19 protein-coding genes are annotated in these 20,541 nt (G+C 63.8%); 15 read left to right on the top strand and 4 right to left on the bottom strand.

All coding sequences use genetic code 11. The features are described from left to right. Window positions 1–9: 9 nt before the first annotated feature. Entirely contained in the window at window positions 10–2,994 is a 2,985-nt protein-coding gene (gene porW, locus ACYVKQ_RS05735) for a type IX secretion system periplasmic lipoprotein PorW/SprE (RefSeq protein WP_460576550.1), read from the bottom strand. A gap of 220 nt (window positions 2,995–3,214) precedes the next feature. Between porW and ACYVKQ_RS05740 the strand changes: the two genes are divergently transcribed. The 9 genes from ACYVKQ_RS05740 (at window position 3,215) to ACYVKQ_RS05780 (ending at window position 11,146) form a co-directional block, all read left to right on the top strand. Next, entirely contained in the window at window positions 3,215–3,436 is a 222-nt protein-coding gene (locus tag ACYVKQ_RS05740) for an AtpZ/AtpI family protein (RefSeq protein WP_460576552.1), read from the top strand. Between the two features lie 85 nt (window positions 3,437–3,521). Beyond that, the gene (locus ACYVKQ_RS05745; RefSeq protein ID WP_460576553.1) at window positions 3,522–3,929 is read left to right on the top strand and encodes a hypothetical protein; all 408 of its coding nucleotides are present in this window, start codon (window positions 3,522–3,524) and stop codon (window positions 3,927–3,929) included. A 32-nt stretch (window positions 3,930–3,961) separates the two neighbouring features. Next, window positions 3,962–5,041, top strand: a complete 1,080-nt coding sequence (gene atpB, locus ACYVKQ_RS05750; RefSeq protein ID WP_460576555.1) for a F0F1 ATP synthase subunit A — start codon at window positions 3,962–3,964, stop codon at window positions 5,039–5,041. 68 nt (window positions 5,042–5,109) lie between these two features. Further along, window positions 5,110–5,370, top strand: coding sequence for an ATP synthase F0 subunit C (gene atpE / locus ACYVKQ_RS05755; protein ID WP_460576557.1), 261 nt, complete (start codon window positions 5,110–5,112; stop codon window positions 5,368–5,370). Between the two features lie 151 nt (window positions 5,371–5,521). Continuing rightward, complete coding sequence (locus tag ACYVKQ_RS05760) at window positions 5,522–6,013, top strand: ATP synthase subunit B family protein (protein WP_460576558.1); 492 nt, start codon at window positions 5,522–5,524, stop codon at window positions 6,011–6,013. A gap of 106 nt (window positions 6,014–6,119) precedes the next feature. Then, entirely contained in the window at window positions 6,120–6,677 is a 558-nt protein-coding gene (atpH, locus tag ACYVKQ_RS05765; RefSeq protein WP_460576560.1) for a F0F1 ATP synthase subunit delta, read from the top strand. Window positions 6,678–6,686: 9 nt separating this feature from the next. After that, window positions 6,687–8,270, top strand: a complete 1,584-nt coding sequence (atpA, locus tag ACYVKQ_RS05770; protein ID WP_460576562.1) for a F0F1 ATP synthase subunit alpha — start codon at window positions 6,687–6,689, stop codon at window positions 8,268–8,270. 112 nt (window positions 8,271–8,382) lie between these two features. Next, window positions 8,383–9,273 (top strand): F0F1 ATP synthase subunit gamma, encoded by an 891-nt coding sequence (atpG, locus tag ACYVKQ_RS05775; RefSeq protein ID WP_460576564.1) that lies wholly within the window; start codon window positions 8,383–8,385, stop codon window positions 9,271–9,273. A gap of 184 nt (window positions 9,274–9,457) precedes the next feature. After that, the gene (locus ACYVKQ_RS05780) at window positions 9,458–11,146 is read left to right on the top strand and encodes an FG-GAP-like repeat-containing protein (protein WP_460576565.1); all 1,689 of its coding nucleotides are present in this window, start codon (window positions 9,458–9,460) and stop codon (window positions 11,144–11,146) included. A 72-nt stretch (window positions 11,147–11,218) separates the two neighbouring features. Here the strand turns inward: ACYVKQ_RS05780 and ACYVKQ_RS05785 are convergent, their stop codons facing one another. Continuing rightward, entirely contained in the window at window positions 11,219–11,944 is a 726-nt protein-coding gene (locus ACYVKQ_RS05785; RefSeq protein WP_460576567.1) for an HAD family hydrolase, read from the bottom strand. A gap of 212 nt (window positions 11,945–12,156) precedes the next feature. Here ACYVKQ_RS05785 and pafA point away from each other — a divergent pair, with 212 nt between their 5' ends. The 4 genes from pafA to ACYVKQ_RS05805 all read left to right on the top strand — a co-directional run bounded on the left by pafA (window position 12,157) and on the right by ACYVKQ_RS05805 (window position 16,484). Then, window positions 12,157–13,884 carry an alkaline phosphatase family protein gene (gene pafA / locus ACYVKQ_RS05790; RefSeq protein ID WP_460576569.1) on the top strand — a complete coding sequence of 576 codons (1,728 nt, stop codon included), beginning with the start codon at window positions 12,157–12,159 and terminating at the stop codon, window positions 13,882–13,884. Window positions 13,885–13,997: 113 nt separating this feature from the next. Beyond that, window positions 13,998–14,570: an inorganic diphosphatase gene (locus tag ACYVKQ_RS05795; RefSeq protein WP_460576571.1), complete on the top strand. Its 573-nt coding sequence runs from the start codon at window positions 13,998–14,000 to the stop codon at window positions 14,568–14,570. A 153-nt stretch (window positions 14,571–14,723) separates the two neighbouring features. Further along, window positions 14,724–15,407, top strand: coding sequence for a DUF6766 family protein (locus ACYVKQ_RS05800; protein WP_460576573.1), 684 nt, complete (start codon window positions 14,724–14,726; stop codon window positions 15,405–15,407). A 168-nt stretch (window positions 15,408–15,575) separates the two neighbouring features. After that, window positions 15,576–16,484: a UbiA prenyltransferase family protein gene (locus ACYVKQ_RS05805; protein ID WP_460576575.1), complete on the top strand. Its 909-nt coding sequence runs from the start codon at window positions 15,576–15,578 to the stop codon at window positions 16,482–16,484. 86 nt (window positions 16,485–16,570) lie between these two features. Here ACYVKQ_RS05805 and ACYVKQ_RS05810 read toward each other — a convergent pair whose 3' ends face one another. Further along, window positions 16,571–18,088, bottom strand: coding sequence for an NAD(P)H-hydrate epimerase (locus ACYVKQ_RS05810; protein ID WP_460576577.1), 1,518 nt, complete (start codon window positions 18,086–18,088; stop codon window positions 16,571–16,573). A 204-nt stretch (window positions 18,089–18,292) separates the two neighbouring features. Between ACYVKQ_RS05810 and msrB the strand changes: the two genes are divergently transcribed. Beyond that, on the top strand, window positions 18,293–18,757 hold the full coding sequence (gene msrB / locus ACYVKQ_RS05815) for a peptide-methionine (R)-S-oxide reductase MsrB (protein ID WP_460576579.1): 465 nt from the start codon (window positions 18,293–18,295) through the stop codon (window positions 18,755–18,757). Window positions 18,758–18,920: 163 nt separating this feature from the next. On the opposite strand, the gene ACYVKQ_RS05820 is transcribed toward msrB, so the two are convergent. Further along, window positions 18,921–19,367, bottom strand: a complete 447-nt coding sequence (locus ACYVKQ_RS05820; RefSeq protein WP_460576581.1) for a GNAT family N-acetyltransferase — start codon at window positions 19,365–19,367, stop codon at window positions 18,921–18,923. A 212-nt stretch (window positions 19,368–19,579) separates the two neighbouring features. Between ACYVKQ_RS05820 and sdaAA the strand changes: the two genes are divergently transcribed. Further along, window positions 19,580–20,485, top strand: coding sequence for an L-serine ammonia-lyase, iron-sulfur-dependent, subunit alpha (sdaAA, locus tag ACYVKQ_RS05825; RefSeq protein ID WP_460576583.1), 906 nt, complete (start codon window positions 19,580–19,582; stop codon window positions 20,483–20,485). Window positions 20,486–20,541: the final 56 nt, after the last annotated feature.

The raw sequence follows: 20,541 nt of genomic DNA on the forward strand, positions 1-20,541 counted from the left end.
TTTGGATTCTCAATTCTTAATTGAGTAAACGGGCTGGGCGAAGCGTAAATACTCCTCCAGGTTGGCGCGTGTCAGAAACACAGGCAGGTTATCAATACCGATCAGGAAGGATTGGTAACCCGCATTGCGCAGCTTCAGCAGGGGACCCTGGGGGCCACGCAGCTTCAGGGCGTAGTTCTGCGCCACCTTGCTGTTGGGCAGGGCCTGCACAATCACCACCTGTTGCCCGGCACCGAGCGGCTGCTTTTGCAAACGCAGGTTGCTGGCCTTGAAAAACCGGTTGTTGTAAGCGGTCATCTGCGCCTCCAACTCGTTGAAGGCCGGTGCATCGTTGGGGAAGACAATAGCCACCGCGTGGGGTGCCGCCAGATTGGCGGTGTAAGGCGAAGGCTCTACGGGCGGTGTGGCGGGGGCTGCCGGCGAAGGGCTGGCAGCAGCCGGGTTAGGAGCCGTCGGTTGAGTTGCGGGCGCGTTGGGCGCAGTCGCAAGCTTGCCATCGGTGGGAGCCGGCACTGCCGGCTTGGCCGTCAGCGGCGGTGTGGCTCCAGCGGCGGGCGTAGTCGGTGCGGGGGGGGCAGGCGCTGCTGCGGCCGGAGCGGGAGTAGGAGCAGGCTTGGTGGCAGGCAGTTCGTCGGCGCCGTACTGAATGCGGACGCGGTTGTCCACTTCGCCGGGCCGGAAAAACGACACCACCGGTTTTTCCGTCGAGGCAAGGGCCCCGGGCAGCATACCGCTTTCGTACTTGTTATAGGTGAGCAGCAATTGCTCCACCTGCGGCGCCAACGGGCTTTCGGGGTACTTGCGCAGGAAAGCCGAGAGCACCGGCTTGTGGGCTACGGGCGGCTGCGTGCGCACCACCAGCAGGGCTTGCAAGTACTCGGCGCGGTCGTTCAGCTCCGTGTCCGGGTAGAGCTTGCGCGCTCGGGCCAGGGCTGCGGTGGCTTTCCTGAACTCTTGTTTCTTGTAAAGCGCAAAAGCTGAATCGAGCCGCACGGCCATGTGCTCATTGGCAACCGAGGTGCGGCGCAGGTACTCCGGGTCGGCCACCAGGCGGGCGTAAGAGGAGTTTGGAAATTCCTGCCGCAACCGTTGGGCGTACTGCTCCGCCTTGGGGTCGTTCTGCTCCTTGAAGAGCAAGTAGAGCGTGTAGTACGTCTCCACGGTATGTGGCCCCCGGGGGAGGCGCTGCAGCAGCTGCTCGTAGGTCTGCACGGCGTTGGCCGGCTCCTTCAGCTGCTGGTTGTAGATGGCCCCGAGCGCGAACAGCGCTTCGCCGATCTGGGCTTCGGCCTGCTGCTGCTGCTCCGCCGTGAACGGCAGCGACTGGCGGTACTGGGCTGCCAGGGCCGCCCGCTCATCCTCCGGTGTTGCTTGCTTGCTGGAGGCTTCGCCAGCGGGGTTGATAACGGAATTGTCGGCCCCGCCAATGGCCACCGGCGCGCCACCGCCCGGCGTAGGGGCACCGGTAGTGGCCAAGCTGCTCAGGCGCCAGTTGTCGGTAAGTGGCCGGTTGCCCCAGCGCCGCTCAAAGTCGCCCCGCGCAGTGCTAAGCGCCGTGGGATTGTCGAAGTACCACTGCCGCCCGGTGTTGCTGCCGGCAAAAGCCAGCGGGTCGGTATCGGGCGTGCCGGCGCGGCTGGGGTCCTGCCCGGTTGTGCCCGCGTTGGCTCCCCGTGCGGCCAAAGCGGCCTGCCGGTCGGCTTCCTGTTTACGGCGCAGCATTTCGGCATCGGCGTAGCTCAGCAGCCGGGTGCGCAGCGTGGCCGTGTCCAGGCGCACCAGCGTGAGCAGGCTGTCCTGGGTTTCGATGACGGTAATTTGCTTGGCGAAGTCCTGCAGGATGTCGCGGCGCTCCTTGATGGCGGCGTAGCCCGGCGTCTCGCGCGGCAGGCTTTGGGTGGTGCTGTCGTAATAGGCCGCTGCTAGGCGGTACTTCTGCAGGTTCTCGTAGTGAATGCGCCCGGCCAACAAGTAGGCGTAGCCTCGCTGCGCCCGGTTGGTGGTGTTGGCCCGCACCGACTGGTTGAGCAGCTTCAGCGCCGAGTCGTAGTGCTGCTGGCGGTAGTCAAGCCGCGCCATCTCGTAGTAGATCTTGTCGCGGTACTCCTTGTTCTTGGGGTCTTTCAGCAGCTTGGCAAAGTACTTTTCGAGGCGGGTGCGGTCGGCCAGGTTCAGGTCCGAGACCTGACCAAGCATGAGCTTGGCGAAAAAGTCCAGCTCGTAGGGCGGGTTGCGCTTCAGAATCTTGTTCAGCTCGGCGTAAGCTTCCTTGTCCTGGCCCGTATTCTGGTACAGCTGCGCCAGCACGTAGCGCGTGCGGCTGCGCTCATCCTTCTTCGGAATGTAGGGCAAGGCTTTCTGAATGCTCTCGATGGCTTTCTTCTCGTCGCCCTCGTGCAGGTAGTACTCGGCCCGCGTCAGGAATAGCTCCCGGGCGTTGGCCGTCGAGCCCTGCTCCTTGTCCAGCAGGTCCGATACCGAGGCGGCGTTGTCCCACTGCTTGGTGACCATGTACGTCCGCATCAGCCAGATCAGCGCCTCGTGCCGGGCATTGGCGTCCTTGCTGGTGGTGTTGACGTACTTAAAGGTCTTGGTGGCCTCTTCAAACTCCCGCTTGTAGAAGCGCGTCTTGCCGATCAAGATGTAGGCATCGTCGGTCCAGTCGCTGGTGCCACGGCGCTGAATGGGCAACGAAGCTTTCTTTACTACCTCGTCCATGGCGGGCGTGAGCTGCACGGCTTTCACCGAGTCGACGATGGGCAGCAGCGGCAGCACCCGGTTGTAGTCGTTGGGGCGTTCCTGGTAGAGCTTGGCTTCCTCCGCCCGCATCTTCTCGCGGGCCAGGAAGTAGCCGTTGTCGCGGGCGGTAATGTTCTGGTAGGTGCGGGCCACCACGTTGTGCCGTTCAGCGGAGCAGCCGCTCAGCAGGGCGGCCGTGCCGGCCAGCAGCAGGCCACAGACGGGAAATAAAGCAAGACGCGCAGGATTCGGCACGGGCAGCAAGCGGTGGATGGACGGATGAGTTGCGGGGAAAACGCTGGTCGGCAGGCGTTTCGTTCGGTATGCCCCGGACCTGGTACAACGCCGCAAATCAGCTAAAAGTACGCGAATTTCGGCGGTACGGCCCGAGTAGGCGCGGAAGCAGCCTCAGTTTGTGCGGGTTGGCAACGGATATGGAGTTCGTGGCGTACCTTTGCAGCCTCATTCAAAATTCATGTCCGAGTCGACGCCTCCGCCCGACAAGCGCAACAGCCAGTTGGCCCGCTACTCCGGCGTTGGCATGCAGATGCTGGTGACCATCGGCCTCAGCACCTGGCTCGGCGTCTGGCTCGATGAGAAACAGGGCTGGAGCCCCTGGGCCACGGTGGTGTTGTCTTTATTAGGAGTCTTCGCCGCCATGTACCAGATCATCCGCGCTGTTTCCGGCGACAAATGAACTCTCCGGCGGCGCTTTTTATTAAGTCGACTTCCTGCTAGCCCCGCTCTTTGACTCCGCGCCCGATTCCCCGCGCCTTGCATCCATGAACCGCTTTCTTCGCAATCTGCTGCTCTTCTCCATCCTGCTCGGCGCCGGCATCTACGCCCTGCGGGTACGGTTCGGCGCGGTAGTGGTACACCCGAGCGCCGACTGGTTGCTGCTGTTCTTTGCCTTACTCACCGCCCTGACCTTCTGGCTTACTTGGCGGGCCTACCGGCGTGACCCGGAGACGCTCATGACGGCCTGGTTCAGCACTACGGCGCTGCGCTTGGTACTCGCTTTAGGGGTTGTTGTAACCTGTCTAGTGCGCGGCGGAGCCGAAGCAGGCCATAGCACTTGGACTTTTTTGGGCCTGTTCTTCCTCCTGTATTTTCTCTATACCGGGTTTGAAGTCTGGAACGTCGTGACTAACTTGCGCCCGTTTTCAAAACAGGGCTCCGAGGAGGTATAGTTTTGGATTCATCTGACCTTAAATCATTCTGAATGAAGCGGTTTCTGCTCCTTTTCTTCTGGATTCTGACCTTGCCCGTTTTCGCGCAAGAGCACCCCACAGAGGTTTCTACAACCGCTGACACCCAGGTTGAAGCCACGGAAGAGGGCAAGTTCAACGCCGGCGAGATGATTTTGCACCACGTCGGCGACTCGCACGAATGGCACTTCGCTACGATTGGCCACTCACACATCACCCTGCCGCTGCCCATCATCGCCTACCGCCCCGGCAGAGGCCTCTCGGTGTTCTCGTCGAGCCGCTTCGGCCACGACTTCAAAGAGAGCTACGACGGCCTGAAGCTCGAGCACGAGCACTTGGTGACCACCGACGGCTCGACGGTATACGACTTCAGCATCACCAAGAACGTGGCGTCCATGCTGATCAGCGTTGCTTTGCTGCTGATCGTATTCACTTCGGTTGCTGCCGGTTATAAGAAGAACCACGGCCGGGCGCCCAAAGGCCTGCAGTCGTTCTTCGAGCCCATCATCATCTTCGTTCGCGACGAAGTAGCCAAGAAAGCCATCGGGCCCAAGTACAAGAAGTACCTGCCGTACCTGCTGACCATCTTCTTCTTTATCTGGTTCAACAACCTGCTGGGCTTGCTGCCGGGCGCGGCCAACCTGACCGGCAACATTGCCATCACGTTCCTCTTCGCCTTTATCACGCTGCTCATCACCACGTTCAGCTCCAATAAGTACTACTGGTCGCACATTTTCTGGACGCCCGGCGTCCCGCTGTGGCTGCGTCCGATCATGATTCCGGTGGAACTCATCGGCGTAATTTCGAAGCCCTTCTCGCTGATGGTTCGACTGTTTGCCAACATCACGGCCGGTCACATCATCATCCTGAGCTTCATCTCGCTGATCTTCATCTTCAACACGGTCGCTATTTCGCCGCTGTCGGTAGCCTTCGGTCTGTTCATCAACTGCCTGGAGCTGCTGGTGGCCGTTCTGCAGGCTTACATTTTCACCCTGCTGACGGCCATGTACATCGGTGGCGCGGTGGAAGAGCATCACGACCACGACCACGGCATTGGCGGCGACGATGCCAACGCCCCGGCCCACGCCCACTAAGCCGCCCTTTCCTTCGCTTTCCTTTTTCGAATTTTTCTTCCTTTTCACACTCCCCAAACCCCTGTTTTATGCTTCTCACTCTGTTGCTGCAGGTCGTTAATGCTGTTGGTCTGGCCGTAATGGGCGCTGGTATCGGTGCCGGCCTGGCTATCCTGGGTGCCGGCCTCGGCATCGGTCGCATTGGCGGCAGCGCCATGGAGGCTATCGGCCGCCAGCCCGAGGCTTCGGGCAAAATCCAGACGGCTATGCTGATCGTAGCGGCTCTGATCGAAGGTGCAGCTCTGTTCGCTGTCGTAGTCTGCCTGCTGATTGCTCTGAAACTGCAGTAATAGCGCCTATAGCCCGGCCGCCCGCTTTCCTTCCGGAAGGTGGGCGCGCCGGGTTCGCGTTGTTATTGGGTTGTTTCGGGCGGCCTCGCTGCACTCGCATTGCCGCGCCGCGGGCCAGACCTATTTCTCACCTAGCCTTTGCTAAGCGACCATGCTTACCAACCCTAGTTTCGGCTTGCTGTTCTGGCAGCTCGCCATCTTCGTTATCCTGCTGCTGATCCTGCGTGCTTTCGCGTGGAAGCCCATCCTGGCCGCTCTGAGTGAGCGGGAGGAAAGCATCGAAGGCGCCCTGCGTCAGGCCGACCAGGCCAAGCTGGAAATGCAGGCCCTGCAGGCCGGCAATGAAAAGCTGCTGGCGGAAGCCCGCCAGGAGCGCGACCGGATCCTGCGCGAAGCCTCCGCTATGAGCAACCAGCTCATAGAGACGGCCAAGCAAAAGGCCACCGACGAAGGTGCCCGCCTGATCATGCAGGCCCGCGAAGCCATCCAGAACGAGAAGCAAGCTGCCCTGGCCGAAGTGAAAAACACGGCCGCGCAACTGTCCATCGACATTGCCGAGCGCATCCTGCGCCGCGAACTCACGGATGCCACTGCCCAAAAGCAGCTGGTGACCGACTACCTGCAAGAGGTAAAACTGAATTAGAGTTGATAGTTGTCGGTTAGCAGTTGTCAGTTGTCTGAAGCCCTTTCCCGCTTCTGGCGCCCAGACTGACAACTGACAACCCGCAACTGATAACTGATCAAACCCAATGTCTGAACTACGAGTCGCCGCCCGCTACGCCAAGTCCCTGCTGGACCTGGCCCATGAGCAGGGTACGCTGGATACGGTGAAGCAGGACATGGACCTGTTCGGCAAAACCTTGGAAGGCAGCCGCGACCTGCGGCTGCTGCTGCGCAACCCCATCGTGCAGCACGACAAGAAGCTGGCCATCCTGCGGCGGCTGTTTGACGGCAAGGTGTCGGACCTGACCATGCGGTTCTTCGCCATCATCACCCAAAAAAACCGCGAAAACGCGCTGGAATTTGTGGCCCCCGAGTTTCTGGCCCAGTTCAACGCCATCCGCGGCATCCAATCGGCAGAGGTGACCACGGCTACGCCGCTCACCCCTGAACTCCGCGCCCACGTGGAGCGTTTGGTGCAAGATCAGACCGGCGGCCAAGTGCTGCTCAAGGAGCACGTAGACCCCTCGCTCATCGGCGGGTTTGTGCTGCGCCTCGGCGACCGGCAGATCGACGACTCGGTACGCACGCGCCTGAACCGCCTGCGCACCTCCTTCAAAGAGAACCCCTACCAAGCCCAACTATAAGTCAGCATCATGGCAGAAGTACGTCCGGATGAAGTATCCGCCATTCTGCGGGAGCAGTTGTCCAATTTCAAGTCCGAAGCCGAACTCGAAGAAGTCGGTACGGTGCTGCAGGTTGGCGACGGGGTAGCCCGCATTTACGGCCTCTCGAAGGCACAATCGGGTGAACTGATTGAGTTCGAGAACGGCCTGCAGGCACTGGTTCTGAACCTCGAGGAAGACAACGTAGGTGCCGTAATGCTCGGCGACTACTCGGAAATCCGCGAAGGGGCTACCGTGCGCCGCACCAAGAAAATTGCCTCCATCAAGGTGGGCGAGGGCATCGTGGGCCGTGTGGTGAACACGCTGGGTCAGCCCATTGACGGCCGCGGCCCCATTCAGGGCGAGCTGTACGACATGCCGCTGGAGCGCAAGGCTCCGGGCGTAATCTTCCGCCAGCCCGTAAATGAGCCCCTGCAAACCGGTATCAAGGCTATCGACGCCATGATTCCGATCGGCCGTGGCCAGCGCGAGCTGATCATCGGTGACCGTCAGACTGGCAAGTCGACCGTAGCGCTTGACGCCATCCTGAACCAGCGCGAGTTCTTCGAGCGCGGGGAGCCCGTATTCTGCATCTACGTCGCCATCGGCCAGAAGGCCTCGACGGTAGCGCAGATCGTAAACTCGCTGCAGCGCGGCGGCGCCATGGACTACACGGTGGTGGTTTCGGCTTCGGCCGCTGACCCCGCTCCGATGCAGTTCTTTGCCCCGTTCACGGGTGCTGCCATCGGCGAATTCTTCCGCGACACGGGCCGTCCGGCCCTCGTCGTGTACGACGACCTTTCCAAGCAGGCCGTGGCTTACCGCGAAGTGTCGCTGCTGCTGCGCCGCCCCCCGGGCCGCGAAGCTTACCCCGGCGACGTATTCTACCTGCACAGCCGCCTGCTCGAGCGTGCCGCCAAGCTGAACGCTTCGGACAGCATCGCCCGCAACATGAACGACCTGCCCGACAGCCTGAAAGGCATCGTGAAAGGCGGCGGTTCGCTGACTGCCCTGCCCATCATCGAAACCCAAGCGGGTGACGTATCGGCTTACATCCCGACGAACGTCATTTCGATTACCGACGGGCAGATCTTCCTCGAGACGAACCTGTTCAACTCGGGTATTCGTCCGGCCATCAACGTGGGTATCTCGGTATCGCGCGTGGGTGGTTCGGCCCAGATCAAGTCGATGAAGAAGGTGGCCGGTACGCTGAAGCTGGACCAGGCTCAGTTCCGCGAACTGGAAGCCTTCGCCAAGTTCGGCTCCGACCTGGACGCCTCGACCAAGCTCACCATCGAGCGTGGCCGTCGCAACCTGGAAATCCTGAAGCAGCCGCAGTTTTCGCCGGTGAAAGTGGAAGACCAGGTGGCCATCATCTACGCCGCGACGAACGGCCTGCTGGACCGCATCCCGGTAAACCGGGTGCGCGAGTTCGAGAAGGAGTTCACGCAGGTGATGAACACCCGTCATGCCGACGTGCTGGCTGGCCTGAAGGCCGGTAAGCTCGACGACACCATCACGGGCACCATCCGTCAGGTAATCAACGACCTGTCGGCTTCGTACGCCGCGAAATAATTAAGTAGTTGTCAGTTGTCAGTTGTGGGTTGTTAGGACCTGACGAAGCCCGGCTTCGCGGCGTCCAGACTAACAACTGACAACCGATAACTGACAACTTTTTTTAGCAAGCATGGCTAACTTAAAAGAAGTCCGGGGCCGCATCCAGTCGGTCAACTCGACGCAGCAAATCACCAAAGCCATGAAAATGGTGGCGGCGGCCAAGCTGCGCCGTGCGCAGGACAACATCATGCGCATGCGCCCCTACGCCCAGCGGCTGAACGGCATCCTGTCGAACCTCTCGCAGGGGACCGACGCCGACGTAACGGGTGGCTACGGCGTGCAGCGTGAAGTGCGCCGCGTGCTCATCATCGCCATTACCTCGGACCGCGGTTTGGCCGGTGCTTTCAACAGCAACGTGTTCAAGGGCGTCAACCAGGTAATTCAGGAGCGTTACGCGACGCAGGCCGCCAACGGAGGTGTGAGCATCATGGCCATCGGCCGCAAAGCCCACGACTACTTCGGCCGCCGCGGGGCATTGGTGGGCAACTACACCCACGTGTTCCAGCAGCTGTCGTTCGATACGGTGCGCGCCGCGGCTGAAGAAGCCATGGCCGGTTTCCGCGCCGGGCAGTTCGATCAGGTGGTCATCGTGTACAACGAGTTCAAGAACGTGGCCACGCAGATCATCCGTACGGAGCAGCTGCTGCCCATTCTGCCGCCCGCCCAAACGGCTACCGCCGCCGCTACCTCGAACGTGGACTACGTTTTCGAGCCGAGCAAGGAGGAAATCGTGGAAAGCCTGATTCCGACCTCGCTCAAGATTCAGCTCTACAAGGCAGTGCTGGAAAGCAACGCCTCGGAGCACGGCGCCCGCATGACGGCCATGGACAAAGCCACCGAAAACGCCGGTGAGCTGCTCAAGGCCCTCAAGCTGACGTACAACCGGGGTCGTCAGGCCGCCATTACGAACGAGATTCTCGAAATCGTGGGTGGCGCTGAAGCCTTGGCCGCCAGCCGCTAGGACAGATCATGCAATACCAGAAACGGCCCGCTTCCCACAAGGGAGGCGGGCCGTTTTTGTGGTCGGCAGGCGGTCGGTTTTCGGTGGAATGCAGCTGCACCGGAGCCATTTGCGTAGTATGGCGACGGCAGTGTCGGGGTTCTGGCTCCGGCACTACGTTTCGTTCTTCACCAGCTCATACCCTATGAAGCAACTACCGCTACTCATGGCCGCTGGCCTCTGCTCCAGCGCAGCTTTCGCCCAAACCACCGTTACGACGCTTCAACCCCCGCGCCATGCGCCCGCGGCATCGCGCACCACCACCGTGCAGGCCACCTACTCGCAAGCCATCAGCGGGGCATCCCTGCGGCTTTACAGCAAGCAGCGCGGGCTGGTAGCGGGCACAGTCACGGGCAGCGGAAACACCGTCACCTTTACGCCCACGCAGGCCCTGCGACCCGGCGAAGTGCTCATGGCCAGCGTCACACCCGCCGCGGGCAGTAGCGCACCGCGGCAGGTGTTTTACTTTTCGACGGCCGTAGCGGGGGGCAGCGGCACCTTCACGCCAGCTGCCCCGGAGGTGCTGGGCGAACAACTCCTGCCCAAGGGCCTGGCGGATATGGATGGCGACGGCGACCTGGACCTGCTCTCCGTGACTCCTACCGCCCTCAAGCTGCGCCTGAACGACGGGGCCGGCGCTTTCCGCTCGGGCACGAGCTTTACCATCAACAACCCCGGCAAGAACGTGAACCTGGCCGATGTGGACGGGGATTGCGACGTCGACCTGCTGGCCGCTTTCGGCAACACCGCTTTTCTGTGGCGCCGGCTGCCCACGGGCTTTGGCAGCCGCGAGGACATCGACCTGGGCAGCACCATCAACGCCGTCACCGCGGCCTCCAGCCTGGCCGACGTGGATGGTGATGGGGACCTGGATCTGCTGGCCACCCGAACGTACAGCAGCTTCAACGTGCTGGTAGCCGTGCGCCTCAACGACGGCACGGGCGGCTTCAGCGGCACCGGCACCGTATCCGTCAGCACCAACGGCAACAGCACGAACGACCTGGCCGTGGGCGACATCGACAACGACGGGGACGTGGACGTGCTGACCTGCGCCGGCGTGCAGGGCCCCGGCACGGGCGAAATATCCCTGCGGCTCAACGACGGTACCGGTGCCTTCAGCGGCACTGCCACGGTGCCGCTCGACATCAACCCCGAAGCCATGACGCTGGGCGACGTGGACAACGACGGCGACCTGGACGTACTGGTCGGCTCGCTGTTCAGCTCATCCGTCAGCGTGCTGCTCAACGGCGGCGCCGGGCAGTTCGGCAGCCCGGTGCGGCTCAACATCGGCAGCGTGGGCACCGGAGTTAATCATCTGAACCTGGGCGACGTGGATGCCGATGGCGACTTGGACCTGCTGGCCGGGACCATTAGCAATACTACGGGGGCGGTGGTGCTGTTCCGCAACAACGGGGGCGGTACCTTCGGAGCAGTAGCCCCGGTAGCTACCACTGGACTGGCTGCTGGGTACCCTGGACAACAAGTTGTGGGCGACGTCGACGGGGACGGCGACTTGGACGTGGTGGTCGGCTCGGGCAGCGGCGCACAGGCCGGCACCAGTGCGTACCTCAACAACGCCCGCCCCACGACCAGCAGGGCCGCTGCGGCCGCGCAGCCGCTGGCCCTCTGGCCCAACCCGGCGCATAACCAGCTGCAGGTGCAAGCCCCGGCAGGGGCCGGGCAAATACGGATTTACGACGCCTTGGGCCGCGCGGTGCGTGCCGTGCCGAGTGGTGCATCGGGCCGGCCCACGACCATATCGGTAGCGGGGCTGCCCGCAGGCATGTACCTGGTGCGGGCCGGAGCCGCTACCGGACGCGTCGCGGTGGAGTAGCCGTACAGCGGATGCGCTTAGCTCTTCAACCCCACCGGCCCGCCGCTTTAAGCGACGGGCCGGTAGGGCTTTTTACAGGTGCATGTACCTCCGCTGGGCCAGCTGCTTGCTGGGTTTGGGGACTTGGGGATGCGCTTCCAACAAAGCCAGCACCCGCTCCGGCGTCAGTTCAGTAAAGTCCTTGATGACGGCCAGCGGGGCCTGAAACTGCTCCGGCCTAAGCCCGGTGCTGAGGGCCAGGCAACGCATGCCGGCCTTATAGGCTGCCTGCTCGCCCAGGAGAGCATCTTCGAACACCAGGCACCGGCCGGGAGCCACGCCGAGCTTTCGGGCCACCGCGGCGAAGGTGTCGGCGTGGGGCTTACCCCGGTCCACGTCGTCCTTGCCTACCACCACGTCGAAGAAGCGGCGCAAGTCAAGGTGGTCGATGATGTAGCCGATGGTTTCGGGGGCCGAGCCCGTGCCCAGGCCCAGGCGGAAGCCGGCGGCGCGGGTCGCTTCGAGGAAGTGCACCAGGCCCGGCAGCGGCTTGCGCTTTTCCCAGTAGAGCACCCGGTAAAGAAACTCCCGGCGGCCGGCGTACTGCTTCAGCTCCTTGGCGGGTACCGGGTGGCGAAACACGGTTTTGAGAATGTTGGTGGCCGGCATGCCATTGAGCCGGCGCAGCAGGGGCAGGGCTTTGGTCTGCAGGCCCAGCTCGCGAAACAGCAGCTGGAAGGCGCGGGCCTGGTAGGGCGTGTTGTCGATGAGCACCCCGTCCATGTCGAAGATAAGGGCGTGCTCGGAGGCGTGGAGCATAGGGAAGGAAGAAGGAGGAATGAGGAGCAGCGAAGGAGAAAGGAAGAGTGAGGAGGAAAGCGGGGAAGCACCTTCGTCCTTCCTCATTCCTCCTTCTTCCTTACCAGATACGGGGGGCGGCTATGTTCGGTGGGCGGTGAGCGTTTGGCTGTTACCTTTGGGGCCCCAAATTGACCGAGACCCAGGCTGCGGCGCTGGTCAGCTTTTCCTGTATGCGAAATACCTTTTTGAGTGGCGCGCTGATAGCCGCCGCGCTGCTGGGCAGCGTCTCGGCTTCGGCGCAAAAAGCCAAGCCCCTGCCCCGGCCCAAGCTGGTGGTGGGCATCGTGGTGGACCAGATGCGCTACGACTACCTGTACCGCTACTGGAACAAGTACGGCACGGGTGGCTTCCGCCGCTTGCTGGGGGAAGGCTTCAGCTTCGAGAACTGCCACTACAACTACGTGCCGACCTATACCGGGCCGGGCCACGCGAGCATCTACACCGGCACTACGCCCTCGGGCCACGGCATCATCGGCAACAACTGGCTGGTGCGCGAAGCGGGCAAGGCCACGTACGTGACCGAAGACAAGTCGGTGCAGGCGGTGGGCGGCACGGCGGCGGCCGGGCAGATGTCGCCGCGGCACATGCTCACCACCACCATCACCGACGAGCTGCGGCTGGCCACCAACTTCCAGGCCAAGACCATCGGCGTGTGCATCAAGGACCGCGGCTCCATCTTGCCGGCGGGCCACGCGGCCTCGGCCGCGTACTGGTTCGACAACGCCAACGGGGCGTTCATCACCAGCACCTTCTACACCCCGCAGCTGCCCGCGTGGGTGCAGCAGTTCAACAGCCGGCAGCTGGCCCGCGAGTACCTGAGCAAGCCCTGGCAGACGCTGCTGCCCCTGGAGCAGTACACCGAAAGCACGGCCGACGACGTGCCCTGGGAGGCGGCCTTCCGCGGCGAGCAGAAGCCCGTGTTTCCGCACAACCTGCCCGTGCTCAGCGGCGTGGCCCCCGCGCAGGCCCCGGCCCCCGCGCCCACCGGCGGCGAGGCGCCCGCCACCGCCGCGGCGGCCAACCTGGACGTGATTCGCTCCACGCCCTTCGGCAACACGCTCACGCTGGACTTCGCCCTCGAAGCCGTCCGGGCCGAGCAACTGGGGCAGCGCGGGCAGACCGACTTCCTGGCCCTGAGCTTTTCCTCCACCGATTACGTGGGCCACCAGTTCGGCGTCAACGCCATCGAGACCGAGGACACCTACCTGCGCCTCGACCAGGATATTGCCCGCCTGCTCACCTACCTCGACAAAACCGTGGGCAAGGGACAGGCGCTGGTGTTCCTCTCCGCCGACCACGGCGCGGCCCACTCGCCGGAGTTTCTCAAAAGCCAACGCATTCCGGCCGGCTCGGTGGGGCCCCGCATCTGGCGCGACTCGCTGCAGGCGCAACTGGTGCGCCGCTACGGCCCCGGCCAGTGGGTGCTCAGCTACGAAAACCAGCAGGTGTACCTGAACCGACCGCTGATCCAGCAGAAAAAGCTCGACCTCTACCAGGTACAGCAGGAGGTAGTGAGCTTGGCCGTGCAGTTCACGGGCGTCATGCGCGCCGTGGCCGCCACCGATTTGCAGAAGTCGCACTGGGAAAGCGGGCTGCTGATGTACCTGGAAAACGGCTACCTGCCCAGTCGTTCCGGCGACGTGATGGTGGTGATGGAACCCGGCTGGCTGGAGTCGTACGCGTACCCGGTAAACAAGGGCACCACCCACGGCTCCTCCGGCGCCTACGATACGCACGTGCCGCTGCTGTTCTGGGGCTGGCGCGTGCCGAAAGGGGAGTCGGCATATCCGGCGCGGATTACCGATATTGCACCCACGGTAGCTCGTTTCCTCCGCATTCAGGAGCCCGACGGCTGCACCGGTCAACCCTTGCAGGACGTGCTGTCGAAACAGAAATAACGCCCGCGGCCTGGTTGCCGTAGGGGAAGCTGCCCGCACCACCCTTTTTTCATCAACATCCCGAATACCGAGAGCGGGTCACCATCCCGTGCTTCCTTACCACTGACTTACTAATGGCTCATTTCAACCCCTGGCACGACGTTAACTACGGCTCGAAGGCTCCCGGCATTGTCAATGCCATCATCGAAATCCCGAAAGGCTCCAAGGGCAAATACGAACTCGACAAAGACAGCGGCCTGCTCAAGCTCGACCGCGTGCTGTTCTCCGCCGTGCACTACCCGGCCGCCTACGGGTTCATTCCGCAGACCTACTGCGACGACAAGGACCCGCTGGACGTGCTCGTGCTCTGCTCCGTCGACGTGGTGCCCATGTGCCTGATCGAGGCCAAGGTCATCGGCGTGATGCAGATGATTGACAACAACGAGGAAGACGACAAGATCATCGCCGTAGCCGCCAACGACGTGTCGATGAACCACTACAACGACATTTCGGAGCTGCCCCCGCACACGCTGCTGGAGATGCGCAAGTTTTTCGAAGACTACAAGGCCCTGGAAAACAAGCAGGTTGTCGTGGAGAAATTCATGGGCCGCGAGGAAGCCTACAAAATCGTGCAGGACAGCCTGAACCTCTACGACGAAACCTTCCGCCACAAGAACAATCACCAGGCCCAGCTTTCTGTGCTGTAGGCCGGGAAGTACGGAGCCCGCTTCCGGGTTTACACGGAAAAAGCCCCAGTCGCTCGTCGGCTGGGGCTTTCTTGTTGAGTTTACCGGAGGATGCCCAACACATTTAGGCCGTGAAGGCGTAGTAGCGTTAACACCTTCCCTGCGGTTCCGCTCATGACCCAACATACTCCGAAGTCGCCTCTGCGGCGGTTTCTCTACCAAAATGGCCTTTCGCTGGTCGTCACCACCATGGTGCTCGTCACCCTGGTGGGCCAGACGCTCACCGGCTGGCACGACTACAACGACGAGCTGCAGCAGCTGCAGCTACCCAAGCTAAGCCTGGGCCAGTATGTACAGTCGGGGCACTGGACCGAAGCCACCTTCGAAAACTGGGAAAGCGAGTTTCTGCAGATGGCGCTCTACGTGGTGCTCACCGTGGGCCTGCGGCAGAAGGGCTCGGCCGAATCGAAGAAGCTCGACGAGGCGGAAGAGGTGGACCGGGAGCCCGACCCCAACAAGCCCGACGCCCCGGGGCCGGTGAAGGCCGGCGGGGCCGCGCTCTGGCTATACCAACACTCGCTGAGCATCGCGTTTTTTCTGCTGTTTCTCGGGGCGTTTGCCCTGCACGCGCTCGGCGGCATGGAGGTCTACAACATTGAGCAGCAGGCCCACGGCGAGCCGACGGTGAGCTACTGGGAGTACATGGGCACGGCGCGGTTCTGGTTTGAGTCGTTTCAGAACTGGCAGAGCGAGTTTTTGAGCATCGTTTCCATCGTGGTCCTTACCATCTGGCTGCGGCAGAAAGGCTCCCCGGAGTCAAAGCCCGTGGATGCCTCGTACGAGGAAACAGGCAAATAGCGGGAGGAGGACAATTGATAATGAACAATGAGCAATTTGGGTGAGGGGCATTGAGCAATTGCCAATGAGCCATTAATAACGAACAGAAGGTGTAACTGCGCCGGTGGGCGGGCGGTAGCCTCATTGCTCATTGCTCATTGAATAATTTGCGGCCTGATGCCGCCCCGCATGCCCGAGCCCTTTGTTTACCGTCGCCGTGACAGCCGCCTGGAGCGGTGGGCCTGGGCTACACTCGACGCGCTGCTGTTCGGCAACGGCCTGGTGGCCGCCGCCGCCGCCGCCCTCACGGTTGCTTCGGCCCGCTACTGGCAGCGGCCCCTGCCGTGGACGGTGACGGCGCTGGTGCTGGCGGCCACGCTTTTCGTCTACAACCTGAACGGTGCCCGGCCGCGCAGCCTGCGCCTGCCGCCCCACGTGAAGCCACGTCGCCGCTGGATTGTGGAACACCAACGCCTGCTGTTGGTGGTGGTCACGGCGGCGGCTTGCAGCGTGCTCGTGTTGTTCGTGGTGAGTCCTTTCATCTGGACCCTGACGTGGTTTCTGGGGCATCTGGCGCTGCTTTCCCTGGCGTACTCCTGGCCGGTGCTGCCGCCGCGTGAGCCGGGGGGGCGCCGCCGCGGCCTGCGCGACTGGCCCGGCCTCAAGACCCTGCTCATTGCCTACGTGTGGTCGGCCGTGACGGTGTGGCTACCCGCGCTGTGCTCGGGGCTGCCGCTGACGGCGGCCGAGGTGGGGCTGCTGTTTGCCCGCCGCTTCTGCTTTATCCTCGCCGTGGCGTTGGTATTCGACCTGCGGGACTACTCCGGCGACCGGCGCGGCGGTACGCTCACGCTGCCGGGCCTGCTCGGGCACCAGGCGGGCCGCTACCTGGCGCTGGCCTGCACGCTGGCCTCGGTGGTGCTGGCGCTGCCGCACCTGAGCTGGTGGGGACACGCGCTGCTGGTGCTGCCGGGGCTGCTCACCGCCCTGGTGGTGTGGTTTGCCCACGAAGCCCGTTCCGATTACTACTTCGCGCTATTGGCCGACGGGGTGCTGCTGGTGCAGGCGGCCACCCTGGTAGCGGCCGCCGCTTTGTAGACAAGCATACCGACCCCGACCCGACCCCAACGCGGCGGGCTCGCGCGCAGGGGCGGGGGCACATCCATGCGCATTGGCCTTTCGGGCTACAGGGTCTCTTCGGTAGTCAGTTCCTGCAGCGCCGGACCGATGTAGGGAGGCAAGTCGCCGGCAATGAGGCCAGCCTCACCGGTGTGTGCGGCCGCCAGGTCGGCCGCGCGGCCGTGGGCGTACACGGCGAGCAGCGCGGCATAGAGGGGGCTCAGGCGCTGGTCGGCGCGCAGGGCCAGGCTCAGACCGGTCAGCACGTCGCCGCTGCCGCCGGTGGCCAGGCCCGGGTTGCCGGTGGTATTGAAGTACAGCTGCCCGTCGGGCGCCGCCAGGCAGGAGTAGGCGCCTTTGAGTAGCACGTAGCAGCGGTACTGCCGGGCAAAAGCCCGGAGCAGCTCCAGGCGGTGGTAGTCGTCGCGGGCCGGCTCGGTCAGGCGCTCGAATTCCTTCGGGTGCGGGGTGAGCAGGGTATCGGGCGGCAGCAGGTCGAGCAGGCTGCGGTTGGCGCCGAGCAGGTTCAGCGCGTCGGCATCGAGCACCAGCGGCACCCGAGCCGTACACAGCAGCTCCTCCAGCGCGGCGCGCGTCTCGTCGTCCTGCCCGATGCCGGGGCCCATGCCCACGGCGGCGTAGGGCTTCAGGTCGGGCAGCTCGCTCAGGTGGGTTTTGCAGACGTCGGTCAGGCACATGGCTTCGGGCGCAGCCGTTTGCAGCACGGGGTAGCCCGCGCCGGGCACCTGCACCGTGAGTAGGCCCACGCCGCCGCGCAGGCAGGCCCGGGCCGCCAGCACCGCTGCGCCGATCTTGCCCTTGCTGCCGGCCAGCAGCAGCGCGTGCCCGAAGGTGCCCTTGTGCGCGAATACCGGCCGCGCGGGCAGGCGCCCGGCCAGCAAGGCGGCGTCGACGAGGTGCATGCCAGCCGGCACTTCAGCCAAAAACTGCGGGCTCAGGCCAATGGGCGCCACGTGCCAGCGGCCCACATAGGCGGCGTTCTGCGGCAGCAGCAGCGCCAGCTTCGGCAGTTCAAACGTGACCGTGTGCCGGGCTTTCACCACCGGGCTATCCTTGGGCTGCGGAGCGTCGGCCAGCAGGCCGGAGGGCAGGTCGATGCTCACGACGCGGGCCTGGGCCGCGTTCAGGTGCCGTACCGCGTCAGCGGCCGCGCCCGAAAGTGACCGGCTCAGCCCGGTGCCGAACAGAGCGTCAATTACCACAGTGCCCGCCGCAATGGGCGGCAGCGGGTCGGTGCTCCACTCCGCCGTGGGTATGGCCGGGGGCAGGCGCTGACGATTCAGCTCCCAGTCGGCCGAGTGTTGATCCGCAGTTAGCAGCCCCACGCGCACCCGGTAGCCGCGCTCGTGCAGCAGCCGGGCCGCCACCAGGCCGTCGCCGCCGTTGTTGCCGGGCCCGCAGAGCAGGAGCACCTCCCCGGCGTCGGTGGGGGAGAGGCGGCGGCAAAGCCAGTCGGTAAAAGCGGTGGCGGCGCGCTCCATCAGCGCCGCCGAGCTAATGCTTTCGTGCTGGATGGTGGCCGCGTCGGCCTGGCGGGTCTGGGCGGCGGTGAGAAGCTTCATCGGCGGCGAGTACGCGAAAACGGTGTGCAAGGTCAACTGCTTCCCATACGGGAAATGCAGGCGCGGGTAGCCGCTGGATGGGGCTCGGCCGGGCTGAGGCAGGTGCCGGCGGGGCCGCCCCGTACGAAGGGTTGTTAAACCGCCGGCCCCCCAAAACCGTTGCTATCAATCCCAAGCTTTCCACGCCTTCAAAACCTGATGCATATGCAAACCTGGGCCGACGTCATCCGCCTTGCCAATAACGGCTCCCCCGCCCCCGACCGCCGCGTCGAGAAAACCACTGCCGAATGGCGCGAGCAGCTCACCCCCGAGCAGTTCCGCGTCACGCGGGAGCACGGCACCGAGCGCGCCTTCACCGGCGAGTACTGCGAAGCCCACGACCCGGGTCTGTACGCCTGCGTGTGCTGCGGTACGCCCTGCTACGACTCGCGCACCAAGTTCGAGTCGGGCACGGGCTGGCCCAGCTTCACGGAGCCGGTCAAGGACAACGTACTGAAGTTCAAGAAGGACAACAGCTACGGCATGACGCGCGTGGAGGTACTCTGCAGCGTGTGCGACGCCCACCAGGGCCACGTTTTCCCCGACGGCCCGCCGCCCACCGGCCTGCGCTACTGCATCAATTCGGCCGCCGTGAAGCTGGTGGGCGAAAACGAGCAGGTGCCGGGCTAAGCCTGCGCGCCGCGCAATGAGCCGCCGGGGGCGTACTGCCCCGGCGGTTTTTTTGTGCCCGAAAATCAGTGTTGCGGCAGCGGGCTTGGTTGCCCCGACGCGTGCTGTTGCTTTGCCGGAAGTGCCACCAGCTCAGCCACGGCCAGCGCATGGTGCTGAGGACCTACTGAGCGGCGCCCACTTCCCGGTACGGGTCCAGCCGGGCGTTTTCCATGAAGCGCGCCGGGTTGGCCATCGGCGTGAAGCCGAACTGCTCGTAGAGGGTGTGCGCGTCGCGGGTGCCGAGCATCCAGCGGCGCAGCCCCTGCAGCTCGGGGTGGGCCATGATGTGCTGCATCAGCTGCTTGCTCAGGCCCTGCCCGCGAAATTCTTCCAGCACGAACACGTCGCAGAGGTAGGCGAAGGTGGCGTGGTCCGATACCACGCGGGCAAAGGCGGCCTGCCGCCCGTCGGCGGCGTACGCGCCGAAGCACAAGGAATGACGGATGGAGCGCTCCACCAGCTCGCGGCCGATGCCCGGCGCCCAGTACGAACGGTTGCTCAGGAAGTCGTGGATGAGTTTGACGTCGAGCAGGGCGGCGTCGGTGCTGAACGTAAAGGGGGCAGACATGGCAAAGCGGATGAGGCCGGCAAGGTAAACGCTGCCGGCTAAACCCCCGCCCGGCCACTCCTCCGGCAGCGCCCAGGCGGCTACAAAGCCTAATGCGGCGGAAATCCCGAAATTCGCCGGCCTTTTCGGCACCACGGCCCGCGGGCTTGCGTTTCAAGCCTTGGGAACCAGCGCGCTTTTTCCCTGACCCTTTTTCCTTTTCCCGCCCGATCATGTCCCTGTTATTCACCGATTTTGCTTCCTGGCAGCAGCACTGCGACCGTACCGGCGAAGCCCTCTGGCAGCCCGTGCTGACCTACGAAATGGAGCAGAAAGGCCGCTCCGAAGAAGAAATATGGGACGGCCTGCAGCGCGCCTACGACGTGATGCGCGACGCGGTGCACACCGGGCTGCGCGAGGACATGACCTCGCGCTCGGGCATGATTAAGAACGGGGCCAAAAAAGTGGCCGCCTCGCCTGTCACGGTTCTCTCGCCCGAGTTCAAGATGCTCGTCACCCGCGCCCTCGGGGCCAAGGAGGTGAATTCCTGCATGGGCCGGGTGGTGGCTGCGCCCACGGCCGGCGCTTCGGGCATCCTGCCGGGCATCCTCACCACCCTGCAGGAACTGCACAAGCTCGAGGACCGCACGATTCTAGAAGGCTTGCTGGTGGCAGCGGGCATCGCGCTGATTATTGAGCAGAACGCTTCGCTCGCCGGGGCCGTGGGCGGCTGTCAGGCCGAAACCGGCTCGGCAGCGGCCATGGGCGCCGGGGCCATTGTGTACTGCCTGGGAGGGCCGGTGGAACAGGCCTTTGCGGCCGTGGCTATTACCATTCAGTGCATGCTCGGCCTGGTCTGCGACCCGGTAGCTGGCTTGGTGGAAGTGCCCTGCGTGGTGCGCAACGCCTCGGCTTCGGCCATTGCCTTCTCCTCGGCGCAGATTGCCATTGCCGGCGTCGACCCCGTCATTCCCGTCGATCAGTGCGTAGCGGCCCTGGGCGAAGTTGGGGAGAGCATGGAAACGCGCTACAAGGAAACGGCCCTGGGCGGCCTGGCCAATACGCCCCGGGCGCGGCAGATCGAGCAGAAAGTCCTGGTACAGGACATCCAGATCCTGCCGGATCAGCCGGAAGCCTAGCCGACAGGGCTTAACGACCAATGCCAGGCAAACGGCCGCAAGGCTGAGGCCCGCGG

The organism is Hymenobacter coalescens (genome assembly GCF_054783195.1).

Bases quoted from the DNA above. Each gene is read 5' to 3' on its own strand.
- ACYVKQ_RS05740 (WP_460576552.1), top strand. From the start codon at position 3,215: ATGTCCGAGTCGACGCCTCCGCCCGACAAGCGCAACAGCCAGTTGGCC.
- ACYVKQ_RS05745 (WP_460576553.1), top strand. From the start codon at position 3,522: ATGAACCGCTTTCTTCGCAATCTGCTGCTCTTCTCCATCCTGCTCGGC.
- atpB (WP_460576555.1), top strand. From the start codon at position 3,962: ATGAAGCGGTTTCTGCTCCTTTTCTTCTGGATTCTGACCTTGCCCGTT.
- atpE (WP_460576557.1), top strand. From the start codon at position 5,110: ATGCTTCTCACTCTGTTGCTGCAGGTCGTTAATGCTGTTGGTCTGGCC.
- ACYVKQ_RS05760 (WP_460576558.1), top strand. From the start codon at position 5,522: ATGCTTACCAACCCTAGTTTCGGCTTGCTGTTCTGGCAGCTCGCCATC.
- atpH (WP_460576560.1), top strand. From the start codon at position 6,120: ATGTCTGAACTACGAGTCGCCGCCCGCTACGCCAAGTCCCTGCTGGAC.
- atpA (WP_460576562.1), top strand. From the start codon at position 6,687: ATGGCAGAAGTACGTCCGGATGAAGTATCCGCCATTCTGCGGGAGCAG.
- atpG (WP_460576564.1), top strand. From the start codon at position 8,383: ATGGCTAACTTAAAAGAAGTCCGGGGCCGCATCCAGTCGGTCAACTCG.
- ACYVKQ_RS05780 (WP_460576565.1), top strand. From the start codon at position 9,458: ATGAAGCAACTACCGCTACTCATGGCCGCTGGCCTCTGCTCCAGCGCA.
- ACYVKQ_RS05785 (WP_460576567.1), bottom strand. From the start codon at position 11,944: ATGCTCCACGCCTCCGAGCACGCCCTTATCTTCGACATGGACGGGGTG.
- pafA (WP_460576569.1), top strand. From the start codon at position 12,157: ATGCGAAATACCTTTTTGAGTGGCGCGCTGATAGCCGCCGCGCTGCTG.
- ACYVKQ_RS05795 (WP_460576571.1), top strand. From the start codon at position 13,998: ATGGCTCATTTCAACCCCTGGCACGACGTTAACTACGGCTCGAAGGCT.
- ACYVKQ_RS05800 (WP_460576573.1), top strand. From the start codon at position 14,724: ATGACCCAACATACTCCGAAGTCGCCTCTGCGGCGGTTTCTCTACCAA.
- ACYVKQ_RS05805 (WP_460576575.1), top strand. From the start codon at position 15,576: ATGCCCGAGCCCTTTGTTTACCGTCGCCGTGACAGCCGCCTGGAGCGG.
- ACYVKQ_RS05810 (WP_460576577.1), bottom strand. From the start codon at position 18,088: ATGAAGCTTCTCACCGCCGCCCAGACCCGCCAGGCCGACGCGGCCACC.
- msrB (WP_460576579.1), top strand. From the start codon at position 18,293: ATGCAAACCTGGGCCGACGTCATCCGCCTTGCCAATAACGGCTCCCCC.
- ACYVKQ_RS05820 (WP_460576581.1), bottom strand. From the start codon at position 19,367: ATGTCTGCCCCCTTTACGTTCAGCACCGACGCCGCCCTGCTCGACGTC.
- sdaAA (WP_460576583.1), top strand. From the start codon at position 19,580: ATGTCCCTGTTATTCACCGATTTTGCTTCCTGGCAGCAGCACTGCGAC.